Genomic DNA, 12,206 nt, shown 5'->3' on the forward strand with positions numbered 1-12,206 from the left:
AATATAATCAGCCACTTATGAAGTTGCAACCTAGGAGTTGCCCGTGGTCGGCGGATCGGTGTTTTCCCTGATCGGGGCGAGTCGGCGCGCGTGGGCAACCCTCGGCGTGCACCACCGAGGGGAAAAGCGGGTTGCACTGTGCGAGGTGGCAGGGAATTCAGGCGGGTGTGGGACTGGCCGGCAGGCGGATCGCGCAGGTCGCCGGTTCCGGCCGGCTCGGTATCGGCGAGCGGTGTGGCGGCCGCGCGCGCAGCGCTCAGATATCCAGCGGATCGACCTCGACGCTCCACCGCAGCACGCCCTTCAGCGCACGCAGTTCCGGCTGCCATGCGCGCAGCGCATGCTGCAATGCCGCCCGCGACGCGCTTTCGAGCAACAACTGCGCGCGGTGGACGTTCGCGACCTTGACGATCGTCATCGGCACCGCGTCGTAGACAGTCACGCGATCGGCGCCCGGCAGCCCCGGCAACGCGGCCGCGGCCTGCAGCAGGAACGCGAGCGCCGCATCGAGCGTGCGTCCTTCGGCGCGCAGCAGCGCCTGGTAGACGAACGGCGGCAGGTGCGCGTCGCGGCGCTCGCCGAGCGTCGAATTCGCGAAGCCGACGTAATCCTGCCGGCCGAGCGCGTGATACAGCGCGTGACGCGGGTAACGCGTCTGCACGAGCACCTCGCCCGGCAGTCCGGCGCGCCCCGCGCGGCCGCTCACCTGCATCAGCTGCGCGAACAGCCGCTCGCTCGCGCGGAAGTCGTGCGAGAACAGCGCGGTGTCGGCATTGAGCACGCCGACGAGCGACACGCGCTGGAAGTCGTGCCCCTTCGCGATCATCTGCGTGCCGACCAGGATGTCGACTTCGCCGGCGTGCACGTCCGAGAACAGCGCCTGCGCACTGCCCTTGCGTCGCGTGCTGTCCGCGTCGATCCGCAATATCCGTGCGCCCGGCACGGCCTCGGCGAGCGCCTCCTCGATGCGCTGCGTGCCGCGCCCGAGCGGCGCGATATCGACGTTCCCGCATTCCGGGCACGACCGCGGAATGCGCGCTTCCCAGCCGCAGTGATGGCAGCGCAGCGCATGCTCGGGCTTGTGCAGCACGACGTAGGCGCTGCAGCGCGGGCAACCGGCGACCCAGCCGCACGCGTCGCACGCGAGCTGCGGCGCGTAACCGCGCCGGTTCAGGAACACGAGGCTCTGTTCGCCGCGCTCGAGCCGCGCCTTCAACGCCGCGACGAGCGGCCCCGACAGCCCGCCCATCGACGCGCGCCCGCGCCGCCGCTCCTCTTCGAGATCGATCAGCCGCACGGTCGGCAGCGTCGCGTCGGCTACCGCGCGGCGCGACAGCGTGAGCCGCGTGTAGCGGCCCTGATCGGCCTGCCACCAGCTCTCGAGCGAAGGCGTCGCCGAGCCGAGCACGACCGGAATGCCGAGATGCTTCGCGCGCCACACGGCAAGATCGCGCGCCGAATAGCGCAGCCCTTCCTGCTGCTTGTACGCGGGCTCGTGCTCCTCGTCGACGACGATCAGTGCGAGCGTCGGCAGCGAAGCAAGCACCGCGAGCCGCGTGCCGAGCACGATCCGCGCGCGGCCCGTGTGCGCGGCGAGCCAGTTGCGCGCACGCTCGCCCTCGGCGAGCCCGCTGTGCAGCGTGACGATCGCGTCGTCGGCGAGCGTGCCCGCGAAGCGTGCGCGGAACGCGGCCTCGAACTGCGGCGTCAGGTTGATTTCGGGCACGAGCACGAGCGCCTGCGCATCGGGCCGTGCATCGAGCAGCGCGGCGAGCGCATGCAGATAGACCTCGGTCTTGCCGCTTCCGGTCACGCCATGCAGCAGGAACGGCGCGAAGCCCTGCGCGGCGCGGATCGCGTCGAGCGCCTCCGCCTGCTGGTCGGTGAGCGCCGGCGGCACAGTTCGTCCACTGGTTGTCGACAGGTTATCCACAGCTTTGGGCACAGGCGCGTCGGCCCAGCCGATTTCCTCGATGGCGACCCAGCCGCGCGCCGCCCAGTCGTCGAGCGTGGCGGCGGCCTTCGGATGCAACGCACGCGCATCGGGCAACGTCATCGAATCGGAGTCGGCGAGCGCCAGCGCGAGCCGCCGCAGCGCGGCCCCGCGCGCCGGCAGTGCGTCGGGCAGCGCCGCGCGGCCGGCTTCGGTCAGCCGGTAGCGCACCTCGGGCGCCAGCAGCCGGCCCCAGCGCTCCGCGTCGCGCAGCGCCTGCGGCAACGCCGGCAGCGCGACTTCGCCGCGACCGCGCTGGTAATAGTCGGCCGCGAACGACACGAGCGCGAGCCAATCCGGCGCGAGCGGCGGCAGCTCGGTACAGATCGCGTCGATCGCCCGCAACCGGGACGGCGGCACGTCGGTGTGAGTCGTCACTTCGCAGACGAGGCCGACAACCTGCCGCTTGCCGAACGGCACCTGCACCAGGGTGCCGGGCTCAGGCGCCGGCTGGACGTCGCAGCGGTAGTCGAACAGGGTGGCGAGCGGATGGTCGAGGGCGACCCTGAGGTAGGTGCCGCCCATCACCGCGCTCCGGCGACAGCACGGGGCGCACCGGCGAATTGCACCCGGGTCCGCGCCACGGTGGCGAACTTAAAGTAAAACTTCAGATTCGGCGCTAAGTTTTGGATTCGCATTAGGAATCGCCGTATACCCTGACCAGCCTGTGGATAACTTTGTTGAGAACTCGCCGTTCAACAGCCGCGAAGCGCGCGGGGCCGTGCTTCCCGCTGATTTCGGCCGCCGTCGGCCGCGCCCCGCGGAGCCTTATTCCATAAGGCTGCTATTCAAATTACGGAACCATAGCGAGACATTTCGACCGATACAGGGCTCTACCGCGCTGCAACGTGGAAAATGTGCATAAGTCAAGTCTTGACAAGCCTTGAATCGGCAACCGGTGCGGGGTTGCGCCCTGTTTAGCGCCGACAGCGAAACGCCGCCACCCCGCAGTGCAGCATGACAGCGCTTGCGCTTAGCCGACCGATCCGCTACGGATCTTGCGGCTGTGGGTGTGCACTTCGTCGACGAGCTCGGCGACGTGGTCGGGCGACGTGAACTGCGAAATGCCGTGGCCGAGGTTGAATACGTGACCGGGGTGATTGCCGTAGCTGTCGAGCACCGCACGCGCCTGCTCGCGCACCGCGGCCGGCGGCGCAAACAGGATCGTCGGGTCGAGGTTGCCCTGCAGCGCGACGCGCCCGGCGACGCGTTCGCGCGCGGCGCCGAGATTGACCGTCCAGTCGAGGCCGACCGCGTCGACGCCGGTCGCCGCGATTTCCTCGAGCCACAGCCCGCCGCCCTTCGTGAACGTGATCACCGGCACGCGCTCGCCGTCCTGCTCGCGCTTCAGCTGCGCGACCACGCGACGGATGTAGTCCAGCGAGAAGCGCTGATATGCGCCGTCGGCGAGTGCGCCGCCCCACGTATCGAAGATCATCACGGCCTGCGCGCCGGCTTCGATCTGCGCGTTCAGGTACGCGGCCACGGCCTGCGCGTTCACGTCGAGGATCCGGTGCATCAGGTCGGGGCGCGAATACGCCATCGACTTCACCGTGCGGAAATCGTCCGACCCGCCGCCTTCGACCATGTAGCACGCGAGCGTCCACGGGCTGCCCGAGAAGCCGATCAGCGGCACGCGCTGGCGGCCCTGGCCGTCGGTCAGCGCGCGGCGGATCTCGCGCACGGCGCCCGTCACGTAACCGAGCGTCTCCTCGATGTCCGGCACCGCGAGCTTCGCGACGTCGGCCTCGGTGCGCACCGGATGCGCGAACTTCGGCCCTTCGCCGACCTGAAAGTCGAGGCCGAGGCCCATCGCGTCGGGAATCGTCAGGATGTCCGAGAACAGGATCGCGGCGTCGAGCGGGAAGCGCTCGAGCGGCTGCAGCGTCACTTCGGTCGCGTAGTCGGGATTCTTCGCGAGGCCGAGGAAGCTGCCGGCGCGCGCGCGCGTCGCGTTGTATTCGGGCAGATAGCGGCCGGCCTGACGCATCAGCCAGATCGGCGTGTAGTCGGTCGGCTCGCGCAGAAGCGCACGCAGGAAGGTGTCGTTGAGCAGGGTATGGGCCACGGTAGGAGCGACGAGCGAAGGCAAAGCGGCATTTTACCGGAGCGCGGCCGCACGGCTGCGTATGCCGATGCGATGGCGGCCATATGACGCGCGCGATGGCTCCGTTATGATCGGACGCTGATATCGAACCGACCGAAGGAGGAGACCGATGAAGACATTCGCCACGCTGGCCACGCTCGCCGCTGCCATGCTTTGCTGCGCCGCCGCGCACGCGCAGGGTACGACCACGACGGCGGCCCCGGCCACCGCGGCCGTCGGCTCGCGGCTCGACGACGTGGTCGCACGCGGCACGCTGCGCGTGTGCACGACGGGCGACTACAAGCCGTATTCGTACTACCGCGCGGACGGCCGCTTCGAGGGCATCGACATCGACATGGCCGAGTCGCTCGCGAAATCGCTCGGCGTGAAGGCCGAGTTCGTGAAGACGAGCTGGTCGAACCTCACCAACGACTTCGTCGCGAAGTGCGATGTCGCGGTGGGCGGCGTGTCGACGACACTCGAGCGCCAGAAGCGCGTGTTCTTCACGCAGCCGTACGTGGTCGATGGCAAGACGCCGATCGTGCGCTGCGCGGACGCCGACAAGTACCAGACCGTCGCGCAGATCGACCGGCCCGAGACCCGCGTGATCGTGAACCCGGGCGGCACCAACGAGCGCTTCGCGAAGCAGTTCTTCACGCATGCGAACCTGAGCGTCTATCCGGACAACGTGACGATCTTCAAGCAGATCCTCGCGGGCAAGGCGGACGTCATGGTGACGGATGCGTCCGAGACGCTGCTGCAGCAAAAGCTGAATCCGGGCCTGTGCTCCGTGCATCCGGACAAGCCGTTCCAGTTCGGCGAAAAGGCGTACATGGTGCCGCGCGGCGACGTCGTCTTCCAGCAGTACGTCGACCAGTGGCTGCATCTGGCGCTATCGTCCGGCGAATACCAGGCGATCTCCGACAAGTGGCTGAAGTGAGCACGATCGCTTGCGGAACGGGCGTCCGATAACGACGTGGACCCGTTGCCGCCGCCGGCCACGCCGTTACACATCGGCGTGGCGCGTGGCCGGCGTGAAATCGCGAAAACCGGCCGAATGGCCGACTATCGCGTGCCTCAATCACGTTTCAAAATCTTTCCGACGAATGAATCGTCATGTGCGGTATCTGCCGCGCGATGCACATTCCGGCGTGTAAATCGGCATTTCATCGACGCCGATACGCATGAAAAACGCATTATGCGCACCCGATGAAAACTCTGCGGAAATGACGAGTAAATATGACCTTCTTCAGGACCCCGAAAACAGAAAAAAATCCCGGAAAGCCTTATCTGGCGGGCGTTACAACCTGAAACACTTTGTTACCGTGAGGGATCATTAATTCGCCCACAATGGGCTCAACGGTTTCAACACGGATGCGGTCTCGTGTGCCAAGTGTGAGCGGACGCGAAGCGCTGCGAGCCAGTCGGTCACGTACCGAAGCCCTTCCGAGGGGCATCCCTGTTGGAGTCGTTTCCGGCTCCCGCCGGACTCGGTTTCATCTTTGGTCTCCTCGCGCTAACCCCGTAGCGTGTGGTTTTTAGCGGGCTAATAAGCCCGCTTTTTTTCGTCCATCGAAAACGCAACGGCCCGCAGGCCGCCGCGTTCGTCCCGCCGCCGGGCCGCTTGCTCGTATCAAGCGGTCTTCTGCACGTCGAGCTTCAGCTCGTCGATCATCCGTTCGCGCATCACGAATTTCTGCACCTTGCCCGTCACCGTCATCGGCAGCTCGTCGACGAAGCGGATGTAGCGCGGAATCTTGTAGTGCGCGATCTGGCCGCTACAGAACGCGCGCACGTCGTCCTCGGTCATCTGCTCGTTCGCGCGCAGCACGATCCACGCGCACAGCTCCTCGCCGTATTTCGCGTCGGGCACGCCGAACACCTGCGCGCTCTGAATCTTCGGATGCCTGAACAGGAATTCCTCGATCTCGCGCGGATACACGTTCTCGCCGCCGCGAATCACCATGTCCTTCAGCCGGCCGACGATGTTGCAGTAGCCGTCGGCGTCGAGCGTCGCGAGGTCGCCCGTATGCATCCAGCCGTCGACCAGCACCTCGCGCGTCTTCGCGTCGTCGTCCCAGTAGCCGAGCATCACCGAGTAACCCTTCGTGCACAGCTCGCCCGTCGCGCCGACCGGCACGATCTCGCCGGTTGGGTCGACGATCTTCACCTCCAGGTGCGGCTGGATGCGGCCGACCGTCGTCGTGCGCTTCTCGAGCGGGTCGTCGGTCGAGCTCTGGAACGACACGGGGCTCGTCTCCGTCATTCCGTACGCGATCGTGATCTCGGACAGATGCATCTGCGACACGACGCGCTTCATCGTCTCGATCGGGCACGGCGAGCCGGCCATGATCCCGGTGCGCAGCGTCGACAGGTCGAACTTCGCGAAGTCCGGATGATCGAGCTCCGCGATGAACATCGTCGGCACACCGTGCAGCGCGGTACAGCGCTCCTCGGCGACGGCCGCGAGCGTCGCGACCGGATCGAACGCCTCGCCGGGGAACACCATCGCCGCGCCCTTCGACACGCACGCGAGCACGGCCAGCACCATCCCGAAGCAGTGATACAGCGGCACCGGGATGCAGAGCGAATCCTGCTCGGTGAAGCGCATCGCCATCGCGATCGAGCGCGCGTTGTTGACGACGTTGCGGTGCGTGAGCGTCGCGCCTTTCGGGCTGCCGGTCGTGCCGCTCGTGAACTGGATGTTGATCGGATCGGTGGCCGCGAGTGTCGCGCCGATCGCGTCGAGCCGCGCGACATCGAGCGTGTCGCGGCCGCGCGCCATCACGTCCGCGAAGCGGAACATGCCGGCCGTCGCGACCTCGCCCATCGATACGACCGTGCGCAGGCTCGGCACGCGTGCCGCATGCAGGTCGCCCGGCGTCGCGCTCGCGAGCTCCGGCGCGATCGTCTGCAGCATCTCGACGTACGCCGACGTCTTGAAGCGCTCGGCCGCGATCACGGCCTTGCAGCCGACCTTGTTCAGCGCGTATTCGAGTTCCGCAAGCCGGTAGGCCGGGTTGATGTTGACGAGGACTGCGCCGATGCGCGCGGTCGCGAATTGCGTGAGCAGCCATTCGCTGCGGTTCGGCGACCAGATGCCGACGCAGTCGCCCTTCGCGATCCCGAGCGCGGCGAGGCCCGCCGCGAGCACGTCGACCTCGTGCGCGAACGCGCGCCAGGTCCAGCGCACCTGCTGTTCGCGGAACACGACGGCCGGGCGATCGGGAAAGCGGCCCGCCGTGTCGAGCAGGAACCGGCTGATCGTCGCTTCGGATAGCGGCACGTCGGTCGCGCCGCGCACGTACGACAGTCCGTTTTCGGGCGCGATCAGCGCCCCCTTGCCAAGGTCTGCTGCCATCGATGTCTCCGTCCGTTTTTGTCTGATCGGCTCAGCACGCGGCTGACGCGCGCGCCTGCTCCGCCACGATCGCGGCGGACTGCCTCTGCGCGGATGATGCCGCGTTCTGCTGACGACACTCTGACATCAAATCGCGGCGGGCGGATGAAATAGCACGACCGGACGATACGATCCGGCTCGCAAAAAACCGACGAAAACGACGGACGAAAAAAAAGCAGCCCGAAGGCTGCTTTCTTTCGCGGGATACGCGCGCGCGGCTCAGTGCCGGCTGCGAATCTTCGCCAGACGCTGGATCGCTTCGAGCTGCGCCATCGCGGTCGCGAGCTCCGATTGCGCCTTTGCGAGGTCGAGGTCCGACTTCGCGTTCTGCAGCGTTTCCTCGGCACGCTTGCGCGCTTCCTCGGCTTTCGCCGCGTCGAGGTCCTTGCCGCGGATCGCGGTATCGGCGAGCACCGTCACGGCGCCCGGCTGCACTTCGAGAATGCCGCCTGCGACGAACACGAATTCGTCGTTGCCGCCCTCGACTTCGATGCGCACCGCACCCGGACGAATCCGCGTGATCAGCGGCGTGTGACCCGGCAGAATACCCAGCTCACCCGTTTCGCCCGGCAGCGCGACGAATTTCGCCTCGCCCGAGAAGATCTGCTCTTCCGCGCTGACGACGTCTACTTTGATGGTTGCCATATCGACTCCTGGTTGAGCGTATTACGTGGGCGCCCGTCCGTGAAAAGATGCCATCGAGACATCCTTCACGAACGCACGGGCGCCCGCTGCGTTACACCCGACCTTTACTGGATCTTCTTGGCCTTTTCGAAGGCTTCGTCGATCGTGCCGACCATGTAGAACGCCTGTTCCGGCAGGTGGTCGCACTCGCCGTCGACGATCATCTTGAAGCCACGGATCGTTTCCTTCAGCGGCACGTACTTGCCCGGCGAGCCCGTGAACACTTCAGCGACGTGGAACGGCTGCGACAGGAAACGCTGGATCTTACGAGCGCGCGCGACCGACAGCTTGTCTTCCGGCGACAGTTCGTCCATGCCCAGAATCGCGATGATGTCGCGCAGTTCCTTGTAGCGCTGCAGCGTCTGCTGAACGCGACGGGTGATCGAGTAGTGCTCTTCACCGATCACGTTCGGGTCGATCTGGCGCGACGTCGAGTCGAGCGGGTCGACCGCCGGGTAGATACCCAGCGAAGCGATGTCACGCGACAGAACGACGGTTGCGTCCAGGTGGCCGAAGGTGGTTGCCGGCGACGGGTCGGTCAAGTCGTCCGCAGGGACGTACACGGCCTGAACCGACGTAATCGAGCCCTTCTTGGTCGACGTGATGCGTTCCTGCAGCTTGCCCATTTCTTCAGCCAGCGTCGGCTGATAGCCCACTGCCGACGGCATACGGCCGAGCAGTGCCGACACTTCGGTACCGGCCAGCGTGAAACGGTAGATGTTGTCGACGAAGAACAGCACGTCGAGGCCTTCGTCACGGAAGTGCTCGGCCATCGTCAGGCCGGTCAGCGCAACGCGCAGACGGTTGCCCGGCGGCTCGTTCATCTGGCCGTACACCAGCGCGACCTTGTCGAGAACGTTCGAGTCCTTCATTTCGTGGTAGAAGTCGTTCCCTTCACGGGTACGCTCGCCCACGCCCGCGAACACGGAGTAACCGCCGTGTTCCTTCGCGATGTTGTTGATGAGCTCCATCATGTTGACGGTCTTGCCCACGCCAGCACCGCCGAACAGGCCAACCTTGCCGCCCTTTGCGAACGGGCAGATCAGGTCGATAACCTTGATACCCGTTTCGAGCAGCTCGGTCGACGGCGACAGTTCGTCGAACGCCGGAGCCTTCTGGTGGATCGAACGCGTGTGTTCGCTCACGATCGGGCCGGCTTCGTCGATCGGACGGCCGAGCACGTCCATGATACGACCGAGGGTCGGCTTGCCGACCGGCACCGAGATCGGATTTGCCGTGTTCTTCACGGTCAGACCGCGGCGCAGGCCGTCGGATGCACCCAGACAGATGGTACGGACAACGCCGTCGCCCAGCTGCTGCTGGACTTCGAGCGTCAGTTCCGAGCCATCGAGAATGAGCGCGTCGTAGATCTTCGGCATGCTGTCGCGCGGGAATTCCACGTCGATAACGGCGCCGATGCACTGTACGATCTTGCCTTCTACCAAAGCAGCAGTACTCATCGCTTTTCCTTTAAATACCTGATTCTTTACTCGCGCAAAGGCGCAGTTGTCGTCCGTGGCGCGCGCTTAAACAGCAGCTGCGCCGCCGACGATCTCCGACAGTTCTTTCGTAATCGCGGCCTGGCGGCTCTTGTTGTATACGAGCTGCAGTTCGCTGATCACCGTCTTCGCGTTGTCGGACGCGGCCTTCATCGCGACCATCCGCGCCGATTGCTCGGACGCCATGTTTTCAGCGACGGCCTGGTACACCAGCGCCTCGACGTAACGCACGAGCAGTTCGTCGACGACTGCCTGCGCGTCCGGCTCGTAGATGTAGTCCCACGACGTAGCCGGCGTACCGTCATCGGCTTCGAAGTGTTCCGACGACAGCGGCAGCAGCTGCTCGATCACGGCTTCCTGCTTCATCGTGTTGACGAAGCGCGTGTAAGCGATATAAACCGCCGACAGCTTGCCTTCCGAATACAGGTCGAGCTGCGTCTTCACTGCGCCGATCAGCTTGTCCAGATGCGGGGTGTCGCCGAGGTGCACGACCTGCGACATCACCTTCGCGCCGAAGCGGTTCAGGAAACCGAGGCCCTTGCTGCCGATCGCCGTGGCTTCGACCTTCTGGCCCTTCTCTTCCAGCTCCTTGAACTTCTGCACCGTCGCACGCAGCACGTTGGTGTTCAGCCCGCCGCACAGACCCTTGTCCGTCGTGACGAGGATGATGCCGGCCGTGTTCGCGCCGTCGTTTGCCACCATGAACGGGTGGCGGTACTCCGGGTTCGCGCGGCTCATGTGCGCGGCGATGGCACGGACCTTGTCCGCGTACGGACGAGCGGCGCGCATGCGTTCCTGCGCGCGGCGCATCTTCGATGCGGCCACCATCTCCATCGCCTTCGTGATCTTGCGCGTGTTCTGCACGCTCTTGATCTTGCCGCGAATTTCCTTCATTCCAGCCATAGCTTGCTCCTTGACCGAAGCTGCGCGGGCGCATCAGCACCCGCGCGGCCTCAGTGTGTCACTCGCGGATCAATAGGCACCCGACTTCTTGAAGGATTCGATCGCCGCGCGCAGCGCGCCTTCGTCGTCCTTCGAGAGATCCTTGGTGTCTTCGATGCGCTTGATGAGGTCAGCGTGGCTGGTCTTCAGGTTGTCGCGCAGGCCCTTCTCGAACGGCAGCACTTGCTTCACGTCGAGGTCGTCGAGGTAGCCGTTGTTCGCGGCGTACAGCGACACGGCCAGTTCCCAAACCTGCAGCGGCTGGTACTGCGGCTGCTTCAGCAGTTCCGTCACGCGGCGGCCGCGCTCGAGCTGCTTGCGGGTCGCTTCGTCGAGGTCCGATGCGAACTGCGCGAATGCGGCCAGTTCACGGTACTGCGCGAGGTCGGTACGGATACCGCCCGACAGCTTCTTCACGACCTTCGTCTGAGCGGCGCCACCGACTCGCGACACCGACACGCCGGCGTTGATTGCCGGGCGGATGCCTGCGTTGAACAGGTCGGTTTCCAGGAAGATCTGGCCGTCGGTAATCGAGATCACGTTCGTCGGAACGAACGCGGTCACGTCGCCAGCCTGCGTTTCGATGACCGGCAGTGCCGTCAGCGAGCCGCTCTTGCCCTTCACTTCGCCGTTCGTGAACTTCTCGACGTACTCTTCCGACACGCGAGCAGCACGCTCGAGCAGACGCGAGTGCAGATAGAACACGTCGCCCGGATATGCTTCACGGCCCGGCGGGCGGCGCAGCAGCAGCGAGATCTGACGGTATGCCCAAGCTTGCTTGGTCAAGTCGTCGTAAATGATCAGCGCGTCCTGGCCGCGGTCGCGGAAGTATTCGCCCATCGTGCAGCCGGCGTACGGTGCGAGATACTGCATCGCTGCCGAATCCGAAGCCGTAGCGGCGACGACGATCGTGTATTCCATCGCGCCCGTTTCTTCGAGCTTGCGAACCACGTTCATGATCGACGAAGCCTTCTGGCCGATCGCGACGTAGATACAGATCAGGTCCTTGCCCTTCTGGTTGATGATCGCGTCGAGCGCCACCGCGGTCTTGCCGCACTGACGGTCGCCGATGATCAGCTCACGCTGGCCACGGCCGATCGGCACCATCGCGTCGATCGACTTGATACCCGTCTGCACCGGCTGCGACACCGACTTACGCCAGATCACGCCCGGGGCGATCTTTTCGATCGCGTCGGTCAGCTTCGCGTTGACCGGGCCCTTGCCGTCGATCGGGTTGCCGAGCGCGTCGACCACGCGGCCGACGAGTTCCGGACCAACCGGGACTTCCAGAATGCGGCCCGTCGTCTTGACGACGTCGCCTTCCGAGATGTGTTCGTATTCGCCGAGAATCACCGCGCCGACCGAGTCGCGCTCGAGGTTCAGCGCGAGGCCGAACGTGTTGCCCGGAAACTCGAGCATTTCGCCCTGCATCACGTCCGACAGGCCGTGGATGCGCACGATACCGTCGGTCACGGAGATCACGGTGCCCTGGTTGCGAACGTCTGCGCTCGCTTCAAGGCCCTGGATCCGGCTCTTGATCAGCTCGCTGATCTCAGAGGGATTGAGTTGCATTATTCGCTCCTGATAGTCAATTCTGTTGCG

Annotated in this window: 8 protein-coding genes; 1 reads left to right on the forward strand and 7 read right to left on the reverse strand. The window is 65.4% G+C overall.

Annotated features, from left to right (window positions below; translation table 11 throughout):
* Positions 1-256: 256 nt before the first annotated feature.
* Entirely contained in the window at positions 257-2,518 is a 2,262-nt protein-coding gene (locus LGM71_RS31840; RefSeq protein WP_226118491.1) for a primosomal protein N', read from the reverse strand.
* A 448-nt stretch (positions 2,519-2,966) separates the two neighbouring features.
* The gene (gene hemE / locus LGM71_RS31845) at positions 2,967-4,061 is read right to left on the reverse strand and encodes a uroporphyrinogen decarboxylase (RefSeq protein WP_226118493.1); all 1,095 of its coding nucleotides are present in this window, start codon (positions 4,059-4,061) and stop codon (positions 2,967-2,969) included.
* 148 nt (positions 4,062-4,209) lie between these two features.
* On the opposite strand from hemE, the gene LGM71_RS31850 reads away from it, so the two are divergent.
* A complete protein-coding gene (locus LGM71_RS31850; RefSeq protein ID WP_174910508.1) occupies positions 4,210-5,019 on the forward strand; it encodes a transporter substrate-binding domain-containing protein in 810 nt (269 codons plus the stop codon).
* Positions 5,020-5,712: 693 nt separating this feature from the next.
* Here the strand turns inward: LGM71_RS31850 and LGM71_RS31855 are convergent.
* The 5 genes from LGM71_RS31855 to atpA all read right to left on the reverse strand — a co-directional run bounded on the left by LGM71_RS31855 (position 5,713) and on the right by atpA (position 12,176).
* Complete coding sequence (locus LGM71_RS31855; RefSeq protein WP_226118495.1) at positions 5,713-7,440, reverse strand: AMP-binding protein; 1,728 nt, start codon at positions 7,438-7,440, stop codon at positions 5,713-5,715.
* Positions 7,441-7,698: 258 nt separating this feature from the next.
* Entirely contained in the window at positions 7,699-8,124 is a 426-nt protein-coding gene (locus tag LGM71_RS31860; protein ID WP_006477288.1) for a F0F1 ATP synthase subunit epsilon, read from the reverse strand.
* A 104-nt stretch (positions 8,125-8,228) separates the two neighbouring features.
* On the reverse strand, positions 8,229-9,623 hold the full coding sequence (atpD, locus tag LGM71_RS31865; RefSeq protein WP_034183838.1) for a F0F1 ATP synthase subunit beta: 1,395 nt from the start codon (positions 9,621-9,623) through the stop codon (positions 8,229-8,231).
* Between the two features lie 66 nt (positions 9,624-9,689).
* Positions 9,690-10,565, reverse strand: coding sequence for a F0F1 ATP synthase subunit gamma (atpG, locus tag LGM71_RS31870; RefSeq protein WP_059602072.1), 876 nt, complete (start codon positions 10,563-10,565; stop codon positions 9,690-9,692).
* A gap of 69 nt (positions 10,566-10,634) precedes the next feature.
* Entirely contained in the window at positions 10,635-12,176 is a 1,542-nt protein-coding gene (gene atpA / locus LGM71_RS31875) for a F0F1 ATP synthase subunit alpha (RefSeq protein WP_059602075.1), read from the reverse strand.
* Positions 12,177-12,206 lie beyond the last annotated feature (30 nt).

It is taken from the genome of Burkholderia sp. AU33545, from assembly GCF_020419685.1.
Taxonomy (GTDB): domain Bacteria; phylum Pseudomonadota; class Gammaproteobacteria; order Burkholderiales; family Burkholderiaceae; genus Burkholderia; species Burkholderia diffusa.

Coding starts and splice junctions, on each gene's coding strand:
- LGM71_RS31840 (WP_226118491.1), bottom strand. CDS start 2,518: ATGGGCGGCACCTACCTCAGGGTCGCCCTCGACCATCCGCTCGCCACC.
- LGM71_RS31850 (WP_174910508.1), top strand. CDS start 4,210: ATGAAGACATTCGCCACGCTGGCCACGCTCGCCGCTGCCATGCTTTGC.
- LGM71_RS31855 (WP_226118495.1), bottom strand. CDS start 7,440: ATGGCAGCAGACCTTGGCAAGGGGGCGCTGATCGCGCCCGAAAACGGA.
- LGM71_RS31860 (WP_006477288.1), bottom strand. CDS start 8,124: ATGGCAACCATCAAAGTAGACGTCGTCAGCGCGGAAGAGCAGATCTTC.
- atpD (WP_034183838.1), bottom strand. CDS start 9,623: ATGAGTACTGCTGCTTTGGTAGAAGGCAAGATCGTACAGTGCATCGGC.
- atpG (WP_059602072.1), bottom strand. CDS start 10,565: ATGGCTGGAATGAAGGAAATTCGCGGCAAGATCAAGAGCGTGCAGAAC.
- atpA (WP_059602075.1), bottom strand. CDS start 12,176: ATGCAACTCAATCCCTCTGAGATCAGCGAGCTGATCAAGAGCCGGATC.